Below are 22,168 nucleotides of genomic sequence, written 5' to 3'. Positions count from 1 at the left end.
CATGGAATTAGTAGAAAAGATAAGGGAGGTTCTGGATAAGAGTCCAAAGAGAAGGTTTAATGAATCAGTAGATCTCTCCATAGTGCTCTCTGGTGTAGATCTGAAGAAAAATCCCAATCTGAAGATAAACGAGATAGTGGAACTGGAGAATCCTCCCAAGAACAAGGACATAAAAGTCTGTGTTTTTGGAACTGGTGAGTTTGCTTTCAGAGCTAAGGAAGCTGGTGCAGACCTAGTGATGGATCCAGAGGAGTTGAAAAACATGAGCAAGAGGGAGCTGAGGAAGTTGGCCAACAGATATGATCACTTTATAGCACAGGCGGATGCGCTTCCGAAAATAGCAAAGATAATAGGTCCCGTCCTTGGACCTAGGAATAAGATGCCTATAAGCCTGCCTGTGACGGCAGTTGACAGACTTCCAACGGAGATAAAAAGACTAAAAAGATCAGTCAGGATAAGGATGAGGGATCAGCCTTACTTCAGCGTGAAAGTGGGATCTAGAGATATGAGTGCCGAGGAGATTGCTAAAAATGTAGATAAGATCATTAACTTATTAAAGAATAAGTATGGAGATCTAAATATGATTAAAAAAGCCTATATAAAGACCACCATGGGCCCTGCTTTTGAGCTCTCGTTGAGGTGATCTCATGATGATCTTAAGTAAGAAGGAGAAAAAAATAAGGACTGCTGAACTCATAAGAAAGCTTTCGGAAGAATATCAGAACGTACTTTTCGCCGATTTTTACAGAGTTCCAGCAGATCTTATGCAGAGAATTAGGGCTTCTCTTAGAGGGAGTGCAAGAATACTTGTGTCCAAGAGAAGGATAGCTGAAAAGGCTCTTAAGGATAGAAAGGGTTTTGATGGCATAGGAGAGCTTCCGAGGAATCTTGCCCTGATATTTACAAATGAGGACTTGTTCGAGATCTACTCAAGGATATCCAGCATGACAACTAATGTATTTGTAAGACCAGGAGAGGTTGCTGAGTCGGATATCATAATACCAAAAGGGCCCACTGACCTTATGCCGGGCCCTGTTCTGAATGATCTTAAGGCAATGGGAATTCCGACGAAAATAAAAGGAGGAAAAGTAGAGATAGAGGAAGATACCGTTGTCGTAAAAGCTGGGGATTTGGTACCTAGACATGTTGCTGAGGTTCTTAGGGCACTGAAGATAGCTCCAATGGAGGTAAGGCTCAGAATAAAAGCAGCTCTAGATAAAGATGGAGTTGTGTACAGAGAAGAGATTCTCAGCACAACAAAGGAGGAGATATACAAGATGGTCGCTGATGCCTCTGCGAGAGCCATTGCAGTAGCGATAGAACTCGGAGAGCTGAATGATCGCACTGTGAATGTATTGATCCCAAGAGCATACATGAATGCCATAAATATTGCGGCTGAAATTGGATTTATCACGGATAAAACAGCTGAAATGCTCCTAATAAAGGCTGTTATGAGGGCAAAAGCTCTGAGCTCTTGTGTCTCCTGATAAACACAAGTAACTTCTTTTCTTTTTATTTAATAATTTGGTATAATAAAAGGTTTATTAATAGTTCAGATATCTTCTAGACCACCCTTTGTTATGACGAACACTGCTTCAGCTTCCGGTAGTTCTGAAGAGTCCACTATTTTCAGTATTCTCGTACTTCCAGATCCCTTTCTGATCCATAAGACAAGATCTGGGAAATGCCCGACGATATAACCACCTGCAGCCAGATCCTCAAATGACTCAGATATTCTTCCTATAACATGATTGGTGAACATAACTGTCGTTCCCATGTTTGATATCTCTCTTAAAATCTTGAGAACCAAGGAAAGTTGTCTCTGCCTTTCAGCCAGCATTTCTAAGCCAACATATTCTGATCTAAATATAGAGAGGAGGGAATCCACCACCACTAAGGATACTTCTCCTTTTCTCGCGAGTTCCCTAGCTGATCTTATAGATGCCCTCAGACCATTTATGGAATCTGGTCTGAAAACCAGTATTTTAGATAGTACTATGCTTGGATCCTTTTCAAATCTAGTGGATATGTCGCTCAATCTGGACGGAGAAAAACCCCTCTCCGTATCTATATAAATTACCTTCCCAAGATCTGTAGCTATTACCGACATCTGAAAGCAGAATTGACTTTTTCCAGTTCCAGCTTTTCCATACAGCTCGGTTATGCTTCCTATTTTTATTCCTCCTTTTAATATGTTATCTATGCTTCTTACACCAGTACTTATCCTAGTTTCAGGGCTTTTCATGACATCCAGGGCCGTCTTAAACCCAATTCTTCCCTCCATCAGGGAATCTATTATCTTTCTTGCATCTTTTCTGCTTATGGACAGCTTTTTTGACAGCTCTTCTTCTGTCATCTGAACTACATCTTCTATTTTCAGCTCTTCCACTTTATTTATGACTTCGTCGCTTAGACCTGCCTTTTTAAGAATGTCCCTCAGGCTCATGAGGACATCATTTTAAGTTGAGCTTCCTAGCAATAAAGTTAGTTATCTCATATAATATTGGGGTTATAATTATGAGAAATATTGTTTGCTCTATTGAAATAGGTTCGTACCAAAAGCAGAATAAGATGGAGAACACCAGAAATCCCTCGTGATCTAGCAGTACTGCATTTCCTCCAGGAGGTATATCCAATCTTCTCTTTATGAAGGAACCGATTAGATCACCTACCATAGCACCTGTTGAGAGGAGAACTCCCTGAATAGGTCTTAGCTGAATTATACCTATCGTCGTCCCGACAATTATACCTGATATTAGACCCCTAAAGGTCTTATGATCGCCCAAGATTCTTCTTCCATCGATCCAATTCCTGCCTCTATCGATGGGAGAACCTCCTCCAAATACAACAGGGGCCATGTTGGCAAAGTATGTGGGGAGGATGTACCATATAGCTAGAAACATGCTCATTAGATCCATCATGAATTTCTAATGGGGAATTTAAAAAAGCTTGAAAAGAAGTTTAGTTCCAGTGTTCCATTCTAAGGATATCATATTTCCAGATCTATCAACTCTTATTACCGAATCTACATATCTAGATGCCAACTTAAGACTTGCCTGCTCTTCATCCGATACTAAAACAAGTGTTTTGGAAAAGCTTTTGGCCAAATTAGAGAGAAGAGATACCCATAGAAGAATATCTCTCATCTCAGCAAGAGAGTAAAGAAAATCCCAAGAGATTTCGTCCACTACAACAAGCCTAAATCCCTTTCTTATTGCATTTCCCGCCAGGATTAGGGTTTTAGCCAGAACACTACTGTTCATGGATAGAAGGACTATCCTTTCTGTTGAAACAGATATGTTAGATATTGCCGACGGATGATTGAATATATAAAGAACTTTCTCTCCTTTTTCCGCTAGATAAGTTGATATCTTATTCATCAGCAAGCTTTTTCCAGCTCCTGATCTACCATAGATCATCAGAGAGTTCTTCTGTAAAAGAGCGTCTGCAATAGAGCTTAATTTAGCCTCCAACAAAGCATCGAGGAGATCTAAAATTTAAATTTGTTAGTTCATATTATAGTAAATCAGTAATACAGACTAACAAAAAATCATTTATTTATAAGATAGGAGATATATTTAATAGTGATATATCTCATAATAATTTAATTAGAACTGCTAAAAGGCAGCTGCATCTCCTTAGATCTATTTGCATCAAGATAATCAATATCGCATACTACTTCATACTTTATTCCAAGAATTTGTGATATGCTATCAGCTACTTGAAAACAGTAGTCCCTTGATGAACCGAAGTCCGAAAACAACCCAAAAATAGAGGAATCTCTCCCTGCTGTGGATATTATTTTTAAGATAGTGGTTCCATTCTCCATATCGAAAGCTATCGATGTGACAGAAAGGTAGTTCTCTGCCCTAAAGAAAAATTTTTCTCCTACGAACACAGCAATTCTTGGCTTAGAGTTTATAACTTCTAGGTACACATTTGATGCCTCATTAACCTTCATAACAGCAGATACTACTTCATTAAATTGAGCTTGATATTTTACAACCAGCCCATGTGCGAGAGGCATATTTTACCTAGGGTTCCTAAGTAATAAAGCTCTATTATAATTTTACTAAACTTTAGTCTTACAAAGCTATCCTTCTTATATGTTCACCCAGTGTTGCTTTGGTATGTTTGAGAGGATCGTCCTTGTCCCAAGTTATCTTGCTCATCGAGATGAGTCGTTTATCTTTGTGTCTCCTGCCTCTGAGTGCAACAAGTGCAAACATAGACCAGCATGCGTAGAGGGTCTCATATCCGGGAGAATTTACCGAATAATTGAAACAAGAGAGAAAACATTTGAATGTCCTGTTCATGGGGAGGTAAAACCGGCTAAAATAACTATGTCGGATGTGAGAGCTGCTTTACCCGAAAAAGTTGCAATTGAGGGCGCTATAGTGAACTTTACCTCTATAAAATGCAATGATTTAAGGAAAGATATGTACACTCTGTGCAATCCAGTGGGAATAAAGCCGGGAGATAGAGTCCTTGTAAAGAAAGTAGAGGGTTTTTTAGGCGAATATGAGGGAGAGAGGCTAGTTTTATGCATTATAAGACCATATTGATTTCAGTTTTAGCTAGAGGATTAAAATAACTTTTCATAGATCTCTTGTATAAAATCAAAAAGAGATGTTGACTTAGCCGAATCTTTATAAGCCTTTAGAAATTTCCTTAAATGCACTGATTAATCTCTAGGCACAACATGCTCCTCTCTGAACACAACTTTTCTTATATCAGTGTATTTCATTATATCAGATAAAAATCTGAGCTTCCTTGAGGTCGCATCCCTCTTTGTGTACGCTATTGGGGGAAGATTTATCTCCACCTTATCTTCCTCCATTTTAACTTCCACCTCGGTGTCAAATGGTATGTCAAAGTTCCTTATTAGAAGAGCCCTTACAATGTCCTCCTTGTTTTTCACCTTTTTTACTATGTGAACATCTACTAGCAACCTCTTTCCAGCAAGAGGATGATTGAAATCAACTCTCACTCTCCCTCCATCTACTGATATCACGGTTCCTCTCTCCCCATTTACCCTCAACACATCTCCCTTTTTCACGTCTTTTATTCCCTCCTTTTCCAGCCTTTTTACTGAGAAAACCCTCACTTTATCCGGATCATATTGGCCAAATGCTTCCTCCGGCGATAACTCTATTGTTGCTCTAGCACCTTCTTCATTTTCCTCCACAAAAAGGTCTATTTTCTTCAGCCCGCTCTCTCCAGGTATTAGAAGAACTGGTTCATAGGAATAGTCTTCGTTGTATATCCCTTCTTTTCTTGCCACCTCCTCCTCAGTAGTTTCATATACTTTTCCTGTTTGGGCATCCCTAAAGGTCAAGTTAACCCAAGCAAATGGTTTCTCTGTCATCGGACCACCTTCTCTTGCTAAAAACATCCGTATAAAAACTTCCAGCTTATCCCTTTACAACTCCTATTGGTGTGAGTCTCACCACAAGCTTAGCTATACCCGCTTTATGAGTTGCCATCGCCACTTCATCAACATCTTTATACGCACCTGGAGCTTCCTCTGCCGCCACTGCTAGAGATGCAGGTTTTATTATTATGCCACGTTGGGCCAGGCTTGAGACTATCTCAGACCCTCTGTATTTTCTCTTTGCTGCTTCCCTGCTCATCACTCTTCCAGCTCCATGAGCACTTGTTCCAAATGATAACCTCATTGCCTCCTCCGTTCCGAGCATTATGTAGGAAGCTGTTCCCTCGGACCCAGGTATTAGAACAGGTTGCCCGATTTGTCTGTACTCTGGTGGAACATCTGAATGTCCGGGCGGGAAGGATCTTGTTGCTCCCTTCCTGTGAACAAAAACTTTTACTTTCTTTCCATCGATATCATGTTCCTCAAGCTTTGCTATGTTGTGAGCTACGTCGTATATCAGGTCCATTTCCATGCTCTCAGGAGATCTATTGAACACTTTTGAGAACGCCTCCCTAACCCAGTGAGTTATCACCTGCCTGTTTGCCCATGCATAGTTTGCCGCTCCCTTCATAGCACTGAAGTATCTCTCAGCAAGCTTTGTTTTAGAGTATGCACATACAAGTTGCCTATCGACAAGCTTGAAATCGAGTTTGTTTGCCTCACTAAGCATTATATCGAGATAATCTGATGCAACCTGATGTCCAAGACCTCTGCTTCCTGTGTGTATCATTGCCATTATCTGCCCCACTTCGGTTATCCCCATTGCCTTTGCTGCCTCTTGATCATATATTCTGTCAACTCTTTGTACCTCTAAGAAGTGATTTCCACTTCCCAGCGTTCCCAGCTGAGAAGCCCCTCTTGACTTGGCTCTCTGGCTTACTGTATCCGGATCAACTCCATCCATTCTACCTCCTTCTTCGGACCTTCTTAGATCTGATTCCCATCCATATCCGTTTCTGACAGCCCATTCAGCTCCTGAAACAAGCACTTCGTTTAACTGGCCGAAAGAAAGCCTCAAACCACTCTGACTTCCTAGACCTGATGGCACATTTGAGAATATGGCATCAACCAGCCTTTTCAGATGAGGTCTAACTTCCTTCTCTGTTAGATTTGTCCTCAGTATCCTAACCCCACAGTTTATGTCAAAACCTACTCCTCCTGGACTTATTACTCCATTTTCGTAGTCAAAAGCAGCAACACCACCTATTGGAAAGCCGTATCCTGTGTGTATATCGGGCATTGCAAGTGAATACTTATATATCCCTGGAAGCGTTGCCACGTTTGCGAGCTGGTCTATGGACTCCTTCTCTATCCCTTCTATCAGCTTCTCTGTGGCTATCACTAGTCCAGGAACTCTCATCCCCTGCTTATATGATTGAGGGAGAAGCCACTTAGTTTCATCTATTTTCTTGAATATTTTCTCGCTCATCGAGGGATAGGATAAAAATCCTGAATATAAACATAATGTCATGATGGATCTAAGAGAGGATGCACTGGCCCTGATGGACTATCTGGGAATAAGGCCAAAAAAGAGGCTTGGACAGAATTTTCTTATATCAAAGGAGGCAATAAAAAAGATATGTGATACAGCAGATATATCCAGCGAGGATGTAGTTATAGAAATGGGAGCAGGTCTTGGTTTCCTGTCGGAGGAGTTGGTGAGGAGAAATCCGAGAAAACTGATTCTAGTTGAGGTTGATAGAAAAATTTGTTCATACCTAGAGAGGAAATTTGAGGGAAAAGCTGAGGTTCTGTGCATGGATATGATGTCCCTTCTTCCATCGAAAGAGTTCAGCAAGATAGTATCTGTTCCTCCATATAACATCTCATCAAGGCTTGTAAGTTCCCTTTTAAAATCAGATTTCAGAAAGGCTGTCCTAGTTCTTCAGAAGGAATTTGTTGGTAAGCTTAAGGCAAGACCTGGGACTAGAAAATACACATGGATATCTGTCCTCTCGCAAGTAGTTTTTCACATTGAGATAGCTGGCTATATAAGTAGATTTAACTTCATCCCGACACCTAAAGTAGATTCACTTATAATATCCCTTGTTCCAAAAGGAATAAGCAGAGATATTATTGAAACTCTCTTCAGAGTGGTAATGACTGCTTTTTCCAAAAGAAGAAGGAAAATTGGAAAAATTTTACCTATCAAGGACAGAAGAATAGCCGAAAAGAGATCGATTAATCTATCCCCGGATGAGTTTCTGGAGATCGCTCTATCTATAGGTGATAAAATTGAACGAAGCTATAGTAATAAAAAAGATGTATATAGAGGTTCCTCATGGCATTTATAAGCCAGCAGAAGACACACTTTTGCTCCTTGATGTGCTGGAGAGCGTAGAGGTAAGAGGAAAGGCACTGGATATGGGTACAGGCTCTGGTGCAATAGCAGTATACTTGGCAAAAAAGGGATTCGATCCTGTGATAGGAGTTGACATAAATCCAGCCTCAGGAATCGCCCTTAGGGTGAATAGCACCAGAAACAATGTTGATAACACTTTATTTGTCAACTGTGATTTGTTCTCAGCCATCAGAGGAAAATTTAACCTGATAGTATTCAACCCTCCCTATCTTCCGGAGAAGAGATCCGGATTTGAGAATGCAGCTTGGGCTGGTGGTCTTCCCTTTGGAAGAAGTGTTATAGATAAATTTCTCCTGGGTCTTAATAATCATTTATCACCCGGAGGAGAGGCTTATTTGCTTCAGACAGAGAGGAATGGAATTGAGAAGACCCTCCATCTTTTGGAAAGAAAAGGACTTAGAGGGGATGTTATCGCAGAGAGTAAACTTATGTTTGAGAGATTAATAGTGTTTAAAATACGACTCAAGTGAGCCCTTTCCTAGCTTTCTTTATCATATTGTAATGCTTTTTACAAACTTTTATAGGAGATTTCTCATCCTTCAACCTGAGTTTCAGAGCCTGTATCACTGGGATAACGGATCTATCCAGCTCCTTTTCAGCTGGCTCATTGCATCCATATATACAGCATTCCTGTGACATAAGGGAAAACTCAGTTAGAGGAAATAAAAAGTTTACCCTCCTATACTTGCCAATGCCATCTTTTTTGGGAACCTTTTTTGCCGCATAGAAAAAGGTATAAATCTGACAGTGTAAGAAATTTCTATGAGGTTAGCTGTAACGAGAAGCTCCTGTCTAATTGTTGTGGATGTGCAGAGAGATTTCATGCCAGGAGGAGCTCTTCCTGTTCCTCAGGGAGATATAATAATTGATCCATTGAATAGATTAATTGAACTCTTCTCATCCAAGGGTCTTTCTATTGTCTTTACAAGGGATTGGCATCCGAGGGATCACATATCCTTTTCAGATAGAGGGGGACCATGGCCTCCTCATTGTGTAATGAACACTAGTGGTGCTGAATTTCATCCAAACTTGAGAGCTCCCCATAATGTCGTTATAATATCGAAGGGAACTGAGAGAGATAAAGAGGCGTACTCCGGTTTTCAGGGAACAAACCTTCACGACATATTACTGGAAAAGGGTATAAAAAGACTGTTTATAGGAGGAGTTGCGACGGAATACTGCGTCAAATCCACCGTGTTGGACGCATTGGAAATTGGATTCGAGACCATTGTTGTTGAGGAAGCCATTAAAGGAATAAGGAGGGAAGATGAAATCCGTGCGAAGGAGGAAATGATAGATTCAGGAGCAATACTAGCCAGCATAAATGAGATAAAGTTCTGATGCTTCTGAATTCCTCTAAAACAGATTGCCTGTAAACGGGCCCGGCGGGACTTGAACCCGCGACCTACGGCTCCGGAAGCCGCCGCTCTAATCCTTGCTGAGCTACGGGCCCTTAATACTGGTTTTAAATTCGGTGTACCCACATTTACCGCACGAAAATCTGTTCTCGTGTTCTGCCATAAAAGATCCACATCTTGGACATTTCTTTCTTCTCAACAAAATCTTATCCTCTTTAATCTCATAAAATTTCCAGACCTGAGTAGAAGCATGTCTAACCAACTTAACCACCTCATTTACCCTTTCCTCCTTCCTCATTCCTTTTTATTATGTGAGCCGGCTCAAATTTAAGAGCATCTTCCTTTCTGTTATAAACAGTAGCTGTTACAAGGGCCTCCCTCTTTCCATACTCGGTCAATATCTTCCTTATGAAAACGAGATCTACAGGCTTGCCCAGTCTTTTGGATATTTCCTCCCTAAGCTCCGCCCTTCTTGGAGTCCCTCCAGGAAACTCCACCCTTGCTATCACTTCGATTCTGTTTAGGAGTTTATTCTCCCTCTTCTCCATTGATAGAACGTTCATTAAGAACACCTCTGCTCTTCTGCTGGCCAATTAAGCAGTTAGCTATATAAAAGTTTGGTCCTTCATATATTTATTTTATTATTCTAGAACTCTTAGACAGTATATTCCCGGTCTAGTTATCCCCAGCACCTTGGCCACATCGGATGTTGCAGGATCCATTACAGCGACTATCCCTTCCCAGTGAACTGTCAAATCTGTTGAACCGCAGATCGGACATTTATCCTCGTCGGTAAGAATCTTGCACTTCTTGCATGCTCTATACTTCATTCTTCACTCCTTCCCTCTGCCACCTTACCGAGACCGGGCTGCCTGCATGTCAGTGATACCTTTATTATCGGCTCACCCTTGAGCGGGGCTGTATAATCCGGCTTCGTCACGGCAGTTATTCTTGCTCTCACTATGTCACCTCTCTTGAACGTTGTTCTTGTCTTTTTTCCATAAAGCCCATCAGATCTCTGAACGAATATGTCATCCCCCAGCTGAGATATGTGTATGAAACCCTCTACAGGACCCATGCTCAGGGTCACTCCATATTCACCTACTGATTTTATCTCTCCCTCCACTAGCTCCTGAACTTTTGGCATATATGAGAGCAGGCTTAGTCTTACCTTGACATATACATCCGGGCTGCCTATTATAGATTTTCCCTCCCCATATTCCAGCACATCCAATACATCCAACACGATTCCTATATCGCTAAAATACCTTCCGATATATCTCCTCCTGAATTTCTCTAGAAGCACTGATTTCACATCAGAACCCAGCTCGCTGGGCTTAAGGGAGCCGATATCCTCAACCTCAACTATGTAGTACATCAGATCCCTCCCGCCTCCAGCACAAGTTTCTTTCCTGCCCTCAGATATATAACCGGTATCCCTCTATCAACAAGCCTTCTTTTAAGCCCAAGATCCAATGTAAGCACTATAGCTTTGTTTTTCTCCGCAAACTCCACTATTAAATCATCAACAGGACCCTTTAAATTGGAATCAATGATTTCTACCCCTAATTTTTCTAGAATTGGAAGTATTTTTTGATTTGGTATCTTTCTTCTCACTTCATCAATACACTCTCTCAACACAATAAGCTTGGATGGACCCACCAGCTCCATCGCCTCATCTAGGTTTATCCTTCTCTTCCTCTGAACCATTCCCATAAGGAAAGAACTATCTATTAAAACCAATCTCAAAAATCTTGCACCCCTTTAAAACGGGCCCGGCGGGACTTGAACCCGCGACCTACGGCTTAGGAGGCCGCCGCTCTAATCCTTGCTGAGCTACGGGCCCATTTGTTGTAAAACGAGATGAAATTTAATCCTATCGGATCTTAAAAATGGAATACTATTAGTAGATGATGACAAGTTTAAATAGAAGCTTAACTGTAAATGCAGGCCGGGTTGGCCGAGTGGTCAAGGCGGCGGGCTGCAGGCTCCGGGCTGATACCCGCTATTACGGGGGTTCGAATCCCCCACCCGGCTTCTTCTTCAGAAATTCAGCTCTCTCCTCCGAGGTCATATCAAATAGAGATCTCAAAGCTTTTATTTCTCCTTTGCTTGGTTCAACGTTCCTTCTTGAAGCCATCCTCTCATAAGTCCTTATTGCTGAGCTTATTTCTAGCTCATCAGCAACTCCATGACCTCTATAAATGATGAAGGGGGGTATATCCTCCAAAACAAAGCCCATTGCATGGGACGCTGTGCCAACGTAAGTTGCACTAAAGAGCATGGTTCCTACAGATATCTTTGAATGCTGCCCAAAAAAGCTCCCCAGCTTTTCCATTCCAGTTTGTAAAACTCCAGTGCTTGTCTTCTTCCTTATCTCTCCATAAGTATTCTTTAGATTTGATGTAACAGCTCCCGCACCTATGTTTGTCCAGCTACAGACATAACTATGACCAAGAAATCCAAAATGCCTTTTATTCGAGAAGGGCATGATAAAGGATGAACTTACCTCTCCTCCAACTCTGGTGACCTCCCCTATGTAGGAGGAATCTATTCGAGCTCCTGAAAATATCTTCGAGCCTTTTTTAATTATAAGAGGACCCGATAGATACGAGAAGGACTCCACTTCCGCTTTTTCTATGATAACTGGCCCTTCCCTTACATCTATTGTCACAAGACCTTGTATTTCGGCCTCCTCATCCAAGAACACATTGTTGTGTCCTATCACTCTGACTTCTTCGGGTATCCTGCTTCCGTCTATTCCCATAAGATCCTCCTTCAGAAGCTTCAATCCTTTCGATATAATATCCCATGGATATTCTATTAGATTTATTTCAAGTTCTCTTCTTTTTACTGAATTTTTAAGCAAGATTTTATTTATTTTTTCAGGAGAGTAACTCTCTATTACATCTTTAGCCACTTTTTTTGGGAGACATGCCGCCACTATACTGCCTCCTTTCAGGACTGCCTCCCCTTCTCCTAAGTTTAAAAGAGATTCTGCCTCTGAGGTAGCAATTGTTCTAGAGTTTATGAATATAGTTTTTTCGTCGGTCACTGGTTTAACATTGTATCCAAGCTCAGAGTACTTCTCCACAAGATATTCCCTCAAAAGAAGCACAGGTTTTTCTTTAAACACTTTTTCTATCCTTTTTTCCAGCGAAATGGCTCCTAGAATAAAAGTTGGTATGGCATTCAGCTCTGAGATGGGCCTCAGCTTCACATATCCCTCATCCTCGAAGAGGACTATCATCAGCCTATGTGAAGCACCAAGTTTTTTAACCTATTCTGAGAAAGGGATGAAAAGGATGAAAAGATGGGTGGTTTCCTTTGCTGGAACAGCTGACAATGTACAACTTCAAGAGGTTGCTTGAGAACCTGAAGTCCAAGAGGGGGAGAGGGACAGAGCTCATATCCCTCTACATCCCTCCAGGGCGAAATATATACGATGTGATAAAGTATCTTAGACAGGAGTACGATCAAGCAGGGAATATAAAGGACAAGCTTACAAGGAAAAATGTGCAGAGCGCAATAGAAAGCATAATTCAGAGGCTTAAGCTCTACAGAAAAGTTCCCGACAATGGTCTTGTGGTGTTTTGTGGGGCCATACCTAGAGGATCTGAGAGAGGAACTGAAAAAATTGAGATCTATGTTGTGGAGCCTCCTGAACCTGTCCAATCTTTCAGATACATCTGTGATCATGAGTTCTATCTAGAGCCCCTCTTAGACATGACCAAGGAGAAGAAGGCGTATGGGTTGATAGTGATGGATAGAGGGGGGGCTACTATTGCCGTGCTTAGAGGCTCCTCTTACGAGATAGTATCTGAGCTAAGCTCTGATATACCACCGAAACACAGTGCTGGAGGACAAAGCCAAAGGAGATTTGAGAGAATAAGAGAGGAAAGAGTACAGCACTTCTACAATAAGGTTGGCGAGGAGGCAAACAAGATATTCGTTCCCATGCTAAATGAACTTGAGGGGTTGATAATAGGTGGTCCGGGGGATGCAAGAGAGGAGTTTGCCTCAGGTGACTACTTGGATTACAGATTAAAGCAGAAGATATTGGGAAACATACCGACATCTTACACAGAGAGCCAAGGGATAAGGGAGCTTATATCTAAGTCGGAGGAGCTCATGAAGGAAGCATCCATATTCAGGGAGAAGCAAGAGGTAGAGAAATTTCTTGCATTGCTCTCAAAGAAGCCAAATATCGTCACTTATGGAATAGAAAGCGTGATAGAACAACTTAAAAACGGTTCTGTGGAAGAAGTACTACTTCTGGAGGACATAAACATCTTCTTAGCGAGAAGAAGGTGCTTAAATTGTAAGTATGAGGAGGTTAAATACGTTGATAAAGAGAGTTTAGAGAGAATGTACTCTGAGAGCTGGGTCTGTCCTAACTGCAAGGCGACATCATTTGATATAGAGGAGAGGGATATCGTTGACTATATAGAGGAGCTAGCCAAGGAGACAAGAGCATCGATATATGTGATATCAGCAGGAACCGAGTGGGGTCAACAGCTAAGAGCCTTTGGAGGAATAGCTGCAATACTTAGATATGAGGTAGTTTAATTATAAAAATAAGGAGATTTTTATTTTGGATGGTAGCTAATAGAGGGGCCGGTGGCGCAGTCTGGTAGCGCGCTGCCTTCGCAAGGCAGAGGTCGGGGGTTCGAATCCCCCTCGGTCCACTTAATCATGGTTTGGAGGGCCCGTGGCTCAGCCTGGTTAGAGCGTCCGCCTGATAAGCGGAAGGTCCGGGGTTCGAATCCCCGCGGGCCCATTAATTAAGAAGTGATTGAAATGAGGTTCTCTCTTCTGCTAATGCTTCTGATAATGCTGAACCTCCTCATAGTAGTAGCTCAGAGCAACCCGTATGATGTTATAATAGTGAGAGGGGATATATATCCGGACTGGACCGTGGCAACAGCATATGCCAAAAAAACAGGATCCATGGTCCTTCTCCTATTTCCAGGGCAGAATGATGGGGAAATAATCAGCATGATTGAGGGACTTTCTCAATTCAAGAAGAACATCAGAGTGCTGGTTATAGGACAGCCAAATGCAATACCGGAGGATTTCTACAGAAGGCTTAGCGAGATAGCTACTGCTGAGAGAATAGGAGGAGTAAACAGAGTTGAGACCTCCATAAACCTGGCTACCTATTATTGGAGGGATGCAAACAGCTTGATAATAGTTGACGGCCTGAGACCAGAGCTTTACCTTCCAGCCCTCCTTCTATCCATGAATAAATCAGCCCCGATAGTGTACTCCTCAAATGGTTCGCTCCCAAATTTGGGGGACTTGTTGCATCAGATGAACTCAGTAAAAACAGTTTACGTAATTGACCAGAGCCTCAGCAGCAGGATGATGAGCGAGATAAAATCACTAGGAATTGAGGTGATAGAAATGGGATCTGTAAATGTAACAGTGGGGCATAGTAGATCTGAAGAAACATCTGGCAACATCCATATAATTCTTGTCATTGTAATTCTAATCTCATCTTTAATTTTGTTTGCTATCGTGATGCTGAACAGGAGAAGAAAGGCTTCGGACATACTCCAGTTCTTCTCTCCAGACGAGAGAAGAATAATAGAAATTGTTTCGGGGAGAAAAGAGATAAGCCAAGATGATTTATCAGAGGTTACCGGCTTTTCAAGGCCGAAGATAAGCAGAATAGTGTCTGATCTTGTCGACAGAAAAGTCCTGGAGAGGGAAAGGGTTGGCAAGACTTTTGTTGTTAGGTTGACAGAGAACTTTATATCTGCATCCGGTCTAGCTTCAGGCAAGGGAGAGAGGTCACATGAGCACGGCTAGAATGATGAAGATCGAGTTAGTGAGGGCTGATGAGGAGCTTTACTGCGTGTCATGCGGTAGAAGAGTGACATATGAGAAAAACGTCGTCGTATTCAAGTGCCCTAACTGTGGAGAAGCTAAGATAGTTAGATGTAACAAGTGCAGGGAGCATGTAAATGACTATGTATGCCCAGCTTGTGGATTCAGAGGACCTTAAGGGTGATTTTCATGGGAAAACTTGGTTTAGTGTTTAGGGCAATTTTGGATGGTGAGAGAAAGCCTTCTGATATAGTAGAAGAGCTCAAAAAGAGATTTGGGGAGTTTGGTGTGGAGGTAGCTGATTATAGAGAGGAACCAATAGGATTTGGTGTATCACAGCTAGAACTTTTCCTAGTGGGCCCAGATAAGGAGGAGATCTCCGATAAGGTCGAACAGATACTCGGAGAAGTAAAGGGAATAAGCTCCTTCGAGCTGGACAGAATAAGCAGAGTATAAAAAGCAGTTAGTAAAGTTATATATATATTGTAGAAGCAGTGGTATAAGATGCCTAGATTTCCGTCTTGGTATATAGTGTATCAGATACTGAAGGAGGAGAGACGAGTGATGACAGAGCAGGAGATATATGAGAAGGCTAGAGCTATAGACCCTCTGATCTCAATATCCGATGTGGAAAAGGCTCTGATGAAACTTGAGCTGAATGGAAAGATAAGAGTTTATGAGGGATCAAAGAAAGGTATTTTAAATGTAGAGCTTGCTGAGGGAACTAGCTTTCTTACACCGGATGAGGAGTGATTCTTAGAGGTTGATAAATGCGAGATTTTGTGGTTAAGTGGATCGGATCTTACAGAGAACTTGGAAGAGATGCAAAGCTGGTTATTCTTTCAGAGCTGATATTTGGCATAGGAAATGGCATCTACTTCACCATATGGCAACTCTACCTGAAAGCTGTTGGCTACTCTGGCACGATAATTGGGATGTATTCCTTAATATCCGGCATAACAATGAGCATTTTTGTCGTTCCAGGGGGATATATTTCCGATATTGCAGGCAAAAAAGGTCCTGTCATAGCAAGCTCTGTGATTTCTGCTTTTTCTATGCTTATTGTGGTTATATCCACTGATGTAAGTAGTTTGGCTCTATCAGCTGTACTTGGCGGAATTGCCTGGGGTTTGGGGGGACCATCTATATCAGCTCTGCTTGCAGATAAGGCAGAGAATAGAATGGAGGAGGGTTATAGTTTGTTCTTTTTCCTTTCAACAGCCGGTATGAGTGTTGGAAATCTCTTGGGTTGGGTTCCTGAGTTCCTAGTTAGACTAGGAGGAAGCTATTTTTCATCTTACAGGATTATGCTGATCTCAGCATCTTTTTTCATGTTTCTGTCTGCTCTACCAGTAATATTTGTGAGAGAAAGCATGGATAAGAGAGCAGAGCCCTGGAATATAAGAAAAATTAGGATAAATAAGCTTCTAGCCAAGCTCTTCTTTTTGAACTTCTTGATAGGGTTTGGTGCTGGTTTTGCAATACCCCTGCTTCCATATTACTTAAGCAAGAAATTCTCAGTTGAGTCAGGTCCGATAGGATCAGTAAATTTACTCAGCAATATAGCCGGATCTCTAGCCTACTTAGCAGCTCCCATAATGGTGAGGAAGATAGGTATGATGAGAGGGCTTATCATACCCCAGCTCTCTGCCACTATACTACTCCTTATGCTTCCATATTCCCACAACTTTCCAATGGCTTTGTCTATCCTAGTACCAAGGAACATCCTGATGAATGCTGTCAACCCATTGTGGCAAGCCCTTATAATGAAGAGCTGTGATAGCAGGGATAGAGGAACTGTTAATGCTATTTCACAGCTTCTGTGGAACCTGCCCAACTCTGTCTCTGCCCAGATAGGAGGTATTATGATGGATGCCGTGGGGTTGGACTCCCCTGTATTTACCACAGGATTGATCTACCTATTTTATATATTTATGATCTACATATTACTGAGAAAAGAGAATATAGGATAGTGCACTATATGTATATATCTTTTTAAGATTTGGAATGATTTTGTATTTTGTTAAGAAAAGCTCACTGAATTTAAGACTAAATCCAGTGAAGCTGCTTAATAAGCCCTAAGAAATCTAGGGAATATATCAGAACCAAGCTTCCAATCCCTTGTAGCTAGCCCTCTTAAAGCTTTCCTCAACTCTTTCAGCCACTTTCCTCACTCTATCCTCCGAGAACTCATGCTCATCTACCATGAACCTTATTAGGCCCTCCTTGTCTGGTGGAGATAGGTCCACATTATAGCTATCCGTGACAGGAGGATTTAAGAAGAAATTGTAGAGGTCTACTGGACTTATATCAAAACTCCATTCAACAAATCTAGTTATGTCTTCTGGCTTTTTGCATTTTTTAGCAACCTCTAGAGCTCTTTTTGGCCCATAACCTTTTATTCCGTCTGGATTGTAATCAGTTCCTACTATTATCCCAATTATTATCAGCTGTTCTCTAGTTATTCCTAGGTCCGACAGAGTCCTCTCCAGCTCTATTATCTCCGGTGGATTTTCCACATAGACATCCTTTCCTGGAAGCTTCCTCTTTCCGGTTATTGTGAGATTTCTCACGAGTCTTGGAGAGCCAAATAGGAGAGAATCATAATCCTGAGATGCTGCTGCAAATACATCTCCTTTTCTAGCCATATGAGCTGCTTGAGCTTCTCCCTCGCTTGGTGCTTGGACAACAGGAACTCCCATCAACTTCAGTATCTTTTTTGCATCCTCTATCATTTCCTCTGTGAGAAGGAGGGCTGCTTGTGCATACTTCTGCGCTGACTCAAGATCTCCCATCTTTAGGGCTTCTTCCCACTTCTTTTTTGCCTCGTCTCTCTCCTCCCTCCTCTTCTCCACAGTTTCCCTTTTGAATTCAGGAGGCTCCCCATCAAACACATAAACTGGTATTATCCCATCCTCAAGTAAGTTTGCTGTCCTGTAAAGTATGCCAGAATGAACTGAGGTTATCTCCCCCTTGCTTGTCATAAGAGGAGAGCCGTCTGGCTGTCTTATCTTCGAGAGAAATTGGTACATTGTGTTAAAAGCATCTATGGCTATTTTCTTTCCTGAGAGGTCCTTTATTTCTATCTCAACTGCTGTCACCAGATCTCCTATTTTTACTCCCATTGAGTAAAGACAACCCACAATATAATTAAGCCTTACTGATGATCTTCACATAATGAGGACCAAACAAGTTATAGTAGTTAGAACTGATCTGGAAATGAGTAGAGGAAAGATAGCTGTTCAAGTTGCTCATGCTGCTTGTGGTGCTGTCGAAGAAGCTAGGAAGAAATATCCGGATCTCCTCAAAATTTGGGAGGAGGAGGGATCCAAGAAGGTCGTTGTTGAGGTGAAGTCTGAGGAGGAGCTTATGAAAATCTATGAGGAGGCTAAATCCTCTGGACTAGCATGCTATCTGGTCAGGGATGCCGGACTAACTGAGATACCACCCGGAACTGCAACAGCTGTTGCCGTAGGACCAGACCTCTCCGAGAGAATAGATAAAATAACTGGTGGATTGAAATTGTTAAGGTGAGCTATTTGGAACCTCCTGATATAGACAAAGAGCTTGGGATGATGTGCTACCTCACTAATGATTTCTCAAGTGGATATTTGCGGAGAAGATTGAGCGATTTCTTGGTTGACGAGGTTTTGGATGGAATTACAGCATCCTCGGCTATGAGGAATGGGTTTGATGGAAAAGGGGGATATTTTCTCTATGTTATTGCAAAGACAATGCCAGTGGATTTTCTCAGGTTAAAGAGTGTTGTATCTTCATTGTTAGGGATAAGAGTTGATAAAATTGGTTTTGCCGGAATGAAGGATAAAAGATCGATCTCCTTTCAGTTTGCTACAAGCGAGGTCAGGGGAAGAAGTTTTTGTAAAGGAGATGGAATTACAATAAGATTGGTGGGAAAATATGATAAGTTTCTTGCTCCCGGTATTGGATCGGGAAATAAATTCATTATAGGGATTAGAGAGACCTGTCCTGAAAAAGCCGTAAATCTAGCAAAACTTGCCTCGAGAGGATTTTTAAATTTTTATGGATATCAGAGGTTTGGGTATAAGAGACCATTTAACCATGAGATAGGAAGGATGATATTGCAGAGGAGATTTAAGGATGCTTTAGAAGCATTGGCGGAAAGGGGATTTAAGGTAACGCCTGAGAGTGATTACATAAGGTCTCTTAGATCGGTTGGAGTGGGAATTTTGAGAATTCTTGTGCAATCCTATCAATCATTTTTGTTCAACAAGCTTCTCTCCAAAAGGGCTTTAGATAAACTTAACCCGATGGAGGGAGATCTTGTTCTAGGAAGGGATGGTTGGGTAAGGAGGTATGATGGAAGGCAGGAGGGAACTCTTCTTATACCAGTACCTGGAGCATATACAAAAGTGAAAAATCCATATATGGATAAACTGCTCAAAGAGATGTTGAAAGAGGATAATATCAGTTTAGATGACTTCCTTATAAAAGAGATCCCTGAATGCTCTTCTCTGGGATCATTGAGGCCAGGGATTTCCATAGCTAAAGATTTGAAGGTTTTTGTGTTTGGAAAAACTGTTTTTATGAGTTTCTTTTTGAATTCAGGATCTTATGCAACGGTATTCGTGAGGGAGATTGTGAAACCCAGGGATCCGGAAATGTGTGGGTTCTGATTGTATAAATCTCCAGCAGACACACCATGCTGTTTCATCTCCTTCACCTCCATAGGTGAATTCGTGGAGAGGAAAACTCATCCATTCCCCTCAAGCCCTAGAAGATCTAGAGTGGAACTAGGGGAAAGGATACCCTCTCACTATAACTATCCAACATATAATAGTATACAAGATAAAAATTATATCAGAGTAGCTCCATCTATAAGAGTAATAAAAACTCCTTTTTCCACTTCCAAAAGCTCTTACCTCGAGAGCCTCGCTCAACTGCTGGCTTCTCCTTATAGATATTATTATCATTGGAATAAGAAGAGGAATGAGGCTTCTCGCCCTTTTCAGAAGCCCTCCAGTAGCGATCTTCATACCCCTACTTCTCTGAGCTGCAACTATGTTCTCAACATCTCTTGCGAGGACAGGTACAAATCTGAGAGCTATAACAAATGAAAAGGTTATATAATACGGAACTCTGATCATAAATAGAATATCCCCTATCTCCATTGGGTTCGTTGCTACCATTAAAATGGCTGAAGCCACAAGCAGGTTTGTCAGCCTCAATCCCATTGCTATACTATAGAGAAGATCCCTTATAAATATATAATTGAGTACAATTATCATTATGAGAAATAGAGAAGACCCCTTAAGACTTTCTCCTATTCTTTTTCCAGTTTTTGAGCAGATCATAATAGGCACTTGAAGCAGAAATATGGATAATTGTGAGATTATATCATCTCTTAGCAATGGGATCACTAAAAACGACAAAAATATTAGGAATTTTGTCATCGGATGAAGCGATGAGTATGGAGTTCTTTCTTTTGATATCTGAAATGCCTTGAATATCCTTGTAGGGTCTATCAACCTAAGACCTCCTTCAAGATGTCATCAATCCCAAAACCTCTCACTCCAATCGCTCTTCCAATTATCGCACTCATTGGAGGAATTAGACCCGCTCTAGCCAGTATAGTGACATCAGCTAAGAGATCACGACCTCCATCTACAAACACATAACCATCTCTGATCACAATTATTCTATCCGGTCTAAGGTCGGAGATCCATTCTAAATCATGAGAAACTACTATAATTCCCTTTCCCATATTCCTTAAATTCCTCAAGATCTCTATTAGCTCCCTCCTTGATACAGCATCTTGTCCAACAGTTGGTTCATCCAGGGCTATATAATCAGTCTCCATGGACAAGATGCAGGCTATAGATAGCCTCTTCATCTCTCCTCCACTGAGAGACCAAGGAGGATAATCCTTCATATCAGTTAACCCGGTTAATCTCAATGCTTTTTCCCCTAATTCCTCAAAATCATTCCTTCCCAGTGCTTTAGGTCCAAAGATGACTTCATCCCATACAGTCTCGGAGAAGAACATATGCTCTGGATTCTGAAATACTAAACCCACCTTTCTTGAGAGATCAGAGATATCAACTTCCCTTGTGTCAACACCATCAACTAAGACTCTTCCCCTGAACTCCCCCTCATAGAAATGCGGTATAAGTCCATTTAAGAGCCTCAACAATGTGGATTTTCCAGCACCATTTCTTCCAACGATAGCTGTTATACTAGGCCTGCTTATGGAGAGGCTTAGGTCTTTTAACGCATATTCATTTGATCCTGAATACTTAAAACTCACTCTTTCTATCTCTATCAATTCCCTCTCACCTTTCTTAGAAATTCTATGATGTCCTTCACTCCCAGTGGAACTTCTTCAATACTAATTCCTCTTCTAGTGACCTCTCTGTAAATTCTTATAGCTAGGGGCTCATTTATTCTGTGTTTTGCGAAATCTACTTCTTTGACTATTTTTTTGGCAGGACCGTCTGCTACTATAACTCCATCGTCTATGACAACTATTCTATCAGCTAAGGGGATGAAAAGATCCAGTCTGTGCTCCGATACAATCACACCCTTCCCCTTTTCATGGACTTTCCTCAATATACCTGCTATTCTCATAGCGTTAGCAGTGTCCAACTCACTTGTAGGCTCGTCTAAGACTATTATATCGGGCTCCATCGCAAGGGTTGCGGCTATGGCCAGAAGCTGCTTTTCCCCTCCACTCAACTCATCCGTGTATTTATCCTCGATTCTCTCCATATGAATCTCCTTTATAATTCCTCTTATCCTCTTTTCTATCTCTTCCCTCCTCATTCCTATATTCTCAAGCCCAAATGCAAGCTCTCTCTTCACATGCAAAGTTACTATCTGGTTATCTGGGTTTTGAAATACCAAACCGATCTTTCTAGATAGCTTTGATACGCTGGTTTCCCTTGTGTCAACACCATCAACTAAGACTCTTCCCCTGAACTCCCCCTCATAGAAATGCGGTATAAGTCCATTTAAGAGCCTCAACAATGTGGATTTTCCACTTCCACTGGCTCCAACTACTAGAATAAACTCCCCACGATTTATATCAAGGTTTACATTCCTTATAGCAGGCTTTTTCCTTCCGGCATAGGTAAAAGTTACATCCTCTATTCTGATCATAACAGCTCTTACAATGTTGATGGGATAAAAATTTTTAAACCCAAG

At 41.5% G+C, this 22,168-nt stretch carries 30 protein-coding genes, 5 tRNA genes and 1 pseudogene; 18 read left to right on the top strand and 18 right to left on the bottom strand.

Features of this window, described 5'->3' with window-relative positions; translation table 11 throughout:
* The first annotated feature begins 1 nt into the window (after position 1).
* On the top strand, positions 2 to 643 hold the full coding sequence (locus tag D6D85_RS09815; protein WP_125671861.1) for a 50S ribosomal protein L1: 642 nt from the start codon (positions 2 to 4) through the stop codon (positions 641 to 643).
* Between the two features lie 4 nt (positions 644 to 647).
* Entirely contained in the window at positions 648 to 1,487 is an 840-nt protein-coding gene (rplJ, locus tag D6D85_RS09810) for a 50S ribosomal protein L10 (RefSeq protein ID WP_125671860.1), read from the top strand.
* A gap of 65 nt (positions 1,488 to 1,552) precedes the next feature.
* Here rplJ and D6D85_RS09805 read toward each other — a convergent pair whose 3' ends face one another.
* The 4 genes from D6D85_RS09805 to D6D85_RS09790 all read right to left on the bottom strand — a co-directional run bounded on the left by D6D85_RS09805 (position 1,553) and on the right by D6D85_RS09790 (position 4,027).
* The gene (locus D6D85_RS09805) at positions 1,553 to 2,446 is read right to left on the bottom strand and encodes an AAA family ATPase (protein WP_125671859.1); all 894 of its coding nucleotides are present in this window, start codon (positions 2,444 to 2,446) and stop codon (positions 1,553 to 1,555) included.
* Between the two features lie 7 nt (positions 2,447 to 2,453).
* On the bottom strand, positions 2,454 to 2,918 hold the full coding sequence (locus D6D85_RS09800) for a CDP-2,3-bis-(O-geranylgeranyl)-sn-glycerol synthase (RefSeq protein WP_337189969.1): 465 nt from the start codon (positions 2,916 to 2,918) through the stop codon (positions 2,454 to 2,456).
* 21 nt (positions 2,919 to 2,939) lie between these two features.
* On the bottom strand, positions 2,940 to 3,473 hold the full coding sequence (locus tag D6D85_RS09795) for an ATP-binding protein (RefSeq protein ID WP_125671857.1): 534 nt from the start codon (positions 3,471 to 3,473) through the stop codon (positions 2,940 to 2,942).
* 131 nt (positions 3,474 to 3,604) lie between these two features.
* On the bottom strand, positions 3,605 to 4,027 hold the full coding sequence (locus D6D85_RS09790) for a hypothetical protein (protein ID WP_125671856.1): 423 nt from the start codon (positions 4,025 to 4,027) through the stop codon (positions 3,605 to 3,607).
* Between the two features lie 103 nt (positions 4,028 to 4,130).
* Here D6D85_RS09790 and D6D85_RS09785 point away from each other — a divergent pair, with 103 nt between their 5' ends.
* Positions 4,131 to 4,565, top strand: a complete 435-nt coding sequence (locus D6D85_RS09785; protein ID WP_161969814.1) for a UPF0179 family protein — start codon at positions 4,131 to 4,133, stop codon at positions 4,563 to 4,565.
* A gap of 119 nt (positions 4,566 to 4,684) precedes the next feature.
* Here the strand turns inward: D6D85_RS09785 and D6D85_RS09780 are convergent, their stop codons facing one another.
* Both D6D85_RS09780 and D6D85_RS09775 read right to left on the bottom strand, forming a co-directional pair.
* Positions 4,685 to 5,368 (bottom strand): FKBP-type peptidyl-prolyl cis-trans isomerase, encoded by a 684-nt coding sequence (locus D6D85_RS09780; RefSeq protein ID WP_125671854.1) that lies wholly within the window; start codon positions 5,366 to 5,368, stop codon positions 4,685 to 4,687.
* 46 nt (positions 5,369 to 5,414) lie between these two features.
* On the bottom strand, positions 5,415 to 6,863 hold the full coding sequence (locus D6D85_RS09775) for an RtcB family protein (RefSeq protein ID WP_125671853.1): 1,449 nt from the start codon (positions 6,861 to 6,863) through the stop codon (positions 5,415 to 5,417).
* Positions 6,864 to 6,903: 40 nt separating this feature from the next.
* Here D6D85_RS09775 and rsmA point away from each other — a divergent pair, with 40 nt between their 5' ends.
* The 3 genes from rsmA (at position 6,904) to D6D85_RS09760 (ending at position 9,137) form a co-directional block, all read left to right on the top strand.
* Positions 6,904 to 7,728, top strand: coding sequence for a 16S rRNA (adenine(1518)-N(6)/adenine(1519)-N(6))-dimethyltransferase RsmA (gene rsmA, locus D6D85_RS09770; RefSeq protein WP_125671852.1), 825 nt, complete (start codon positions 6,904 to 6,906; stop codon positions 7,726 to 7,728).
* Positions 7,670 to 8,266: a HemK2/MTQ2 family protein methyltransferase gene (locus tag D6D85_RS09765; protein ID WP_125671851.1), complete on the top strand. Its 597-nt coding sequence runs from the start codon at positions 7,670 to 7,672 to the stop codon at positions 8,264 to 8,266. The genes rsmA and D6D85_RS09765 overlap by 59 nt, the downstream gene beginning before the upstream one ends.
* A 292-nt stretch (positions 8,267 to 8,558) precedes the next feature.
* A complete protein-coding gene (locus tag D6D85_RS09760; RefSeq protein ID WP_125671850.1) occupies positions 8,559 to 9,137 on the top strand; it encodes a nicotinamidase in 579 nt (192 codons plus the stop codon).
* Between the two features lie 36 nt (positions 9,138 to 9,173).
* On the opposite strand, the gene D6D85_RS09755 is transcribed toward D6D85_RS09760, so the two are convergent.
* The 7 genes from D6D85_RS09755 to D6D85_RS09725 all read right to left on the bottom strand — a co-directional run bounded on the left by D6D85_RS09755 (position 9,174) and on the right by D6D85_RS09725 (position 11,000).
* Positions 9,174 to 9,249: transfer RNA gene (locus D6D85_RS09755), tRNA-Arg, on the bottom strand.
* Positions 9,240 to 9,452 carry a 30S ribosomal protein S27ae gene (locus D6D85_RS09750; RefSeq protein ID WP_125671849.1) on the bottom strand — a complete coding sequence of 71 codons (213 nt, stop codon included), beginning with the start codon at positions 9,450 to 9,452 and terminating at the stop codon, positions 9,240 to 9,242. Before D6D85_RS09750 ends, D6D85_RS09755 begins: the two co-directional genes overlap by 10 nt.
* Complete coding sequence (locus tag D6D85_RS09745; protein WP_125671848.1) at positions 9,427 to 9,717, bottom strand: 30S ribosomal protein S24e; 291 nt, start codon at positions 9,715 to 9,717, stop codon at positions 9,427 to 9,429. The genes D6D85_RS09750 and D6D85_RS09745 overlap by 26 nt, the downstream gene beginning before the upstream one ends.
* Before the next feature lie 78 nt (positions 9,718 to 9,795).
* Positions 9,796 to 9,984 (bottom strand): transcription elongation factor subunit Spt4, encoded by a 189-nt coding sequence (gene spt4 / locus D6D85_RS09740; RefSeq protein ID WP_125671847.1) that lies wholly within the window; start codon positions 9,982 to 9,984, stop codon positions 9,796 to 9,798.
* Positions 9,981 to 10,532 carry a DNA-directed RNA polymerase gene (locus D6D85_RS09735; RefSeq protein WP_125671846.1) on the bottom strand — a complete coding sequence of 184 codons (552 nt, stop codon included), beginning with the start codon at positions 10,530 to 10,532 and terminating at the stop codon, positions 9,981 to 9,983. Before D6D85_RS09735 ends, spt4 begins: the two co-directional genes overlap by 4 nt.
* Positions 10,532 to 10,897: a hypothetical protein gene (locus tag D6D85_RS09730; protein WP_272914437.1), complete on the bottom strand. Its 366-nt coding sequence runs from the start codon at positions 10,895 to 10,897 to the stop codon at positions 10,532 to 10,534. The genes D6D85_RS09735 and D6D85_RS09730 overlap by 1 nt, the downstream gene beginning before the upstream one ends.
* Positions 10,898 to 10,924: 27 nt before the next feature.
* Positions 10,925 to 11,000, bottom strand: a tRNA-Arg gene (locus tag D6D85_RS09725).
* 104 nt (positions 11,001 to 11,104) lie between these two features.
* On the opposite strand from D6D85_RS09725, the gene D6D85_RS09720 reads away from it, so the two are divergent.
* Positions 11,105 to 11,191: transfer RNA gene (locus tag D6D85_RS09720), tRNA-Cys, on the top strand.
* A gap of 100 nt (positions 11,192 to 11,291) precedes the next feature.
* On the opposite strand, the pseudogene D6D85_RS17225 reads toward D6D85_RS09720, so the two are convergent.
* A pseudogene (locus D6D85_RS17225) lies at positions 11,292 to 12,404 on the bottom strand (putative sugar nucleotidyl transferase); the annotation flags it as partial.
* On the opposite strand from D6D85_RS17225, the gene D6D85_RS16370 reads away from it, so the two are divergent.
* The 9 genes from D6D85_RS16370 (at position 12,316) to D6D85_RS09675 (ending at position 16,959) form a co-directional block, all read left to right on the top strand.
* The gene (locus tag D6D85_RS16370; RefSeq protein WP_161969813.1) at positions 12,316 to 12,525 is read left to right on the top strand and encodes a hypothetical protein; all 210 of its coding nucleotides are present in this window, start codon (positions 12,316 to 12,318) and stop codon (positions 12,523 to 12,525) included. The pseudogene D6D85_RS17225 and the gene D6D85_RS16370 sit on opposite strands and share 89 nt — an antisense overlap.
* Positions 12,482 to 13,723 carry a peptide chain release factor aRF-1 gene (gene prf1, locus D6D85_RS09710; protein WP_125671844.1) on the top strand — a complete coding sequence of 414 codons (1,242 nt, stop codon included), beginning with the start codon at positions 12,482 to 12,484 and terminating at the stop codon, positions 13,721 to 13,723. The genes D6D85_RS16370 and prf1 overlap by 44 nt, the downstream gene beginning before the upstream one ends.
* Before the next feature lie 45 nt (positions 13,724 to 13,768).
* Positions 13,769 to 13,842 (top strand) — tRNA-Ala (locus D6D85_RS09705).
* Between the two features lie 17 nt (positions 13,843 to 13,859).
* Positions 13,860 to 13,934, top strand: a tRNA-Ile gene (locus D6D85_RS09700).
* 20 nt (positions 13,935 to 13,954) lie between these two features.
* Positions 13,955 to 14,968 (top strand): DUF7343 domain-containing protein, encoded by a 1,014-nt coding sequence (locus D6D85_RS09695; RefSeq protein WP_125671843.1) that lies wholly within the window; start codon positions 13,955 to 13,957, stop codon positions 14,966 to 14,968.
* Positions 14,955 to 15,164: a zinc finger domain-containing protein gene (locus D6D85_RS09690; RefSeq protein ID WP_125671842.1), complete on the top strand. Its 210-nt coding sequence runs from the start codon at positions 14,955 to 14,957 to the stop codon at positions 15,162 to 15,164. Before D6D85_RS09695 ends, D6D85_RS09690 begins: the two co-directional genes overlap by 14 nt.
* Positions 15,165 to 15,175: 11 nt before the next feature.
* Positions 15,176 to 15,442, top strand: coding sequence for a hypothetical protein (locus D6D85_RS09685; protein ID WP_161969812.1), 267 nt, complete (start codon positions 15,176 to 15,178; stop codon positions 15,440 to 15,442).
* A 48-nt stretch (positions 15,443 to 15,490) separates the two neighbouring features.
* On the top strand, positions 15,491 to 15,739 hold the full coding sequence (locus D6D85_RS09680; protein WP_202617274.1) for a hypothetical protein: 249 nt from the start codon (positions 15,491 to 15,493) through the stop codon (positions 15,737 to 15,739).
* Positions 15,740 to 15,756: 17 nt separating this feature from the next.
* Entirely contained in the window at positions 15,757 to 16,959 is a 1,203-nt protein-coding gene (locus D6D85_RS09675) for an MFS transporter (protein ID WP_125671840.1), read from the top strand.
* Between the two features lie 126 nt (positions 16,960 to 17,085).
* On the opposite strand, the gene fen is transcribed toward D6D85_RS09675, so the two are convergent.
* On the bottom strand, positions 17,086 to 18,111 hold the full coding sequence (gene fen, locus D6D85_RS09670; protein WP_125671839.1) for a flap endonuclease-1: 1,026 nt from the start codon (positions 18,109 to 18,111) through the stop codon (positions 17,086 to 17,088).
* Between the two features lie 52 nt (positions 18,112 to 18,163).
* On the opposite strand from fen, the gene pth2 reads away from it, so the two are divergent.
* Entirely contained in the window at positions 18,164 to 18,520 is a 357-nt protein-coding gene (pth2, locus tag D6D85_RS09665) for a peptidyl-tRNA hydrolase Pth2 (RefSeq protein WP_125671838.1), read from the top strand.
* A 5-nt stretch (positions 18,521 to 18,525) separates the two neighbouring features.
* Positions 18,526 to 19,641, top strand: coding sequence for a tRNA pseudouridine(13) synthase TruD (gene truD, locus D6D85_RS09660; RefSeq protein ID WP_125671837.1), 1,116 nt, complete (start codon positions 18,526 to 18,528; stop codon positions 19,639 to 19,641).
* 117 nt (positions 19,642 to 19,758) lie between these two features.
* Here the strand turns inward: truD and D6D85_RS09655 are convergent, their stop codons facing one another.
* Genes D6D85_RS09655 through D6D85_RS09645 form a run of 3 tightly spaced genes read right to left on the bottom strand, consistent with a single transcriptional unit; the run spans position 19,759 to position 22,123 of the window.
* Positions 19,759 to 20,493, bottom strand: coding sequence for an energy-coupling factor transporter transmembrane component T family protein (locus D6D85_RS09655; protein WP_125671836.1), 735 nt, complete (start codon positions 20,491 to 20,493; stop codon positions 19,759 to 19,761).
* Positions 20,490 to 21,290 (bottom strand): energy-coupling factor ABC transporter ATP-binding protein, encoded by an 801-nt coding sequence (locus D6D85_RS09650; RefSeq protein WP_161969811.1) that lies wholly within the window; start codon positions 21,288 to 21,290, stop codon positions 20,490 to 20,492. Before D6D85_RS09650 ends, D6D85_RS09655 begins: the two co-directional genes overlap by 4 nt.
* Positions 21,287 to 22,123, bottom strand: coding sequence for an energy-coupling factor ABC transporter ATP-binding protein (locus D6D85_RS09645; protein WP_125671834.1), 837 nt, complete (start codon positions 22,121 to 22,123; stop codon positions 21,287 to 21,289). Before D6D85_RS09645 ends, D6D85_RS09650 begins: the two co-directional genes overlap by 4 nt.
* Positions 22,124 to 22,168 lie beyond the last annotated feature (45 nt).

This window comes from Candidatus Methanodesulfokora washburnensis, from assembly GCF_003947435.1.
Taxonomy (GTDB): Archaea; Korarchaeota; Korarchaeia; order Korarchaeales; family Korarchaeaceae; genus Methanodesulfokora; species Methanodesulfokora washburnensis.
The sequence above is the reverse complement of the archived record's forward strand: the minus strand, read 5'-3'. Positions and strand labels throughout refer to the sequence as shown.

What these genes read in the sequence shown, in the direction of transcription:
- D6D85_RS09680 (WP_202617274.1), top strand. Translation starts at nt 15,491, where the DNA reads ATGCCTAGATTTCCGTCTTGGTATATAGTGTATCAGATACTGAAGGAG.
- D6D85_RS09780 (WP_125671854.1), bottom strand. Translation starts at nt 5,368, where the DNA reads ATGACAGAGAAACCATTTGCTTGGGTTAACTTGACCTTTAGGGATGCC.
- rplJ (WP_125671860.1), top strand. Translation starts at nt 648, where the DNA reads ATGATGATCTTAAGTAAGAAGGAGAAAAAAATAAGGACTGCTGAACTC.
- D6D85_RS09675 (WP_125671840.1), top strand. Translation starts at nt 15,757, where the DNA reads ATGCGAGATTTTGTGGTTAAGTGGATCGGATCTTACAGAGAACTTGGA.
- D6D85_RS16370 (WP_161969813.1), top strand. Translation starts at nt 12,316, where the DNA reads ATGGCTCCTAGAATAAAAGTTGGTATGGCATTCAGCTCTGAGATGGGC.
- D6D85_RS09775 (WP_125671853.1), bottom strand. Translation starts at nt 6,863, where the DNA reads ATGAGCGAGAAAATATTCAAGAAAATAGATGAAACTAAGTGGCTTCTC.
- D6D85_RS09760 (WP_125671850.1), top strand. Translation starts at nt 8,559, where the DNA reads ATGAGGTTAGCTGTAACGAGAAGCTCCTGTCTAATTGTTGTGGATGTG.
- rsmA (WP_125671852.1), top strand. Translation starts at nt 6,904, where the DNA reads ATGATGGATCTAAGAGAGGATGCACTGGCCCTGATGGACTATCTGGGA.
- D6D85_RS09785 (WP_161969814.1), top strand. Translation starts at nt 4,131, where the DNA reads ATGTTTGAGAGGATCGTCCTTGTCCCAAGTTATCTTGCTCATCGAGAT.
- D6D85_RS09815 (WP_125671861.1), top strand. Translation starts at nt 2, where the DNA reads ATGGAATTAGTAGAAAAGATAAGGGAGGTTCTGGATAAGAGTCCAAAG.
- D6D85_RS09695 (WP_125671843.1), top strand. Translation starts at nt 13,955, where the DNA reads ATGAGGTTCTCTCTTCTGCTAATGCTTCTGATAATGCTGAACCTCCTC.
- D6D85_RS09645 (WP_125671834.1), bottom strand. Translation starts at nt 22,123, where the DNA reads ATGATCAGAATAGAGGATGTAACTTTTACCTATGCCGGAAGGAAAAAG.
- pth2 (WP_125671838.1), top strand. Translation starts at nt 18,164, where the DNA reads ATGAGGACCAAACAAGTTATAGTAGTTAGAACTGATCTGGAAATGAGT.
- D6D85_RS09800 (WP_337189969.1), bottom strand. Translation starts at nt 2,918, where the DNA reads ATGGATCTAATGAGCATGTTTCTAGCTATATGGTACATCCTCCCCACA.
- D6D85_RS09805 (WP_125671859.1), bottom strand. Translation starts at nt 2,446, where the DNA reads ATGAGCCTGAGGGACATTCTTAAAAAGGCAGGTCTAAGCGACGAAGTC.
- D6D85_RS09745 (WP_125671848.1), bottom strand. Translation starts at nt 9,717, where the DNA reads ATGAACGTTCTATCAATGGAGAAGAGGGAGAATAAACTCCTAAACAGA.
- fen (WP_125671839.1), bottom strand. Translation starts at nt 18,111, where the DNA reads ATGGGAGTAAAAATAGGAGATCTGGTGACAGCAGTTGAGATAGAAATA.
- D6D85_RS09790 (WP_125671856.1), bottom strand. Translation starts at nt 4,027, where the DNA reads ATGCCTCTCGCACATGGGCTGGTTGTAAAATATCAAGCTCAATTTAAT.
- D6D85_RS09735 (WP_125671846.1), bottom strand. Translation starts at nt 10,532, where the DNA reads ATGTACTACATAGTTGAGGTTGAGGATATCGGCTCCCTTAAGCCCAGC.
- spt4 (WP_125671847.1), bottom strand. Translation starts at nt 9,984, where the DNA reads ATGAAGTATAGAGCATGCAAGAAGTGCAAGATTCTTACCGACGAGGAT.
- D6D85_RS09690 (WP_125671842.1), top strand. Translation starts at nt 14,955, where the DNA reads ATGAGCACGGCTAGAATGATGAAGATCGAGTTAGTGAGGGCTGATGAG.
- D6D85_RS09685 (WP_161969812.1), top strand. Translation starts at nt 15,176, where the DNA reads ATGGGAAAACTTGGTTTAGTGTTTAGGGCAATTTTGGATGGTGAGAGA.
- D6D85_RS09750 (WP_125671849.1), bottom strand. Translation starts at nt 9,452, where the DNA reads ATGAGGAAGGAGGAAAGGGTAAATGAGGTGGTTAAGTTGGTTAGACAT.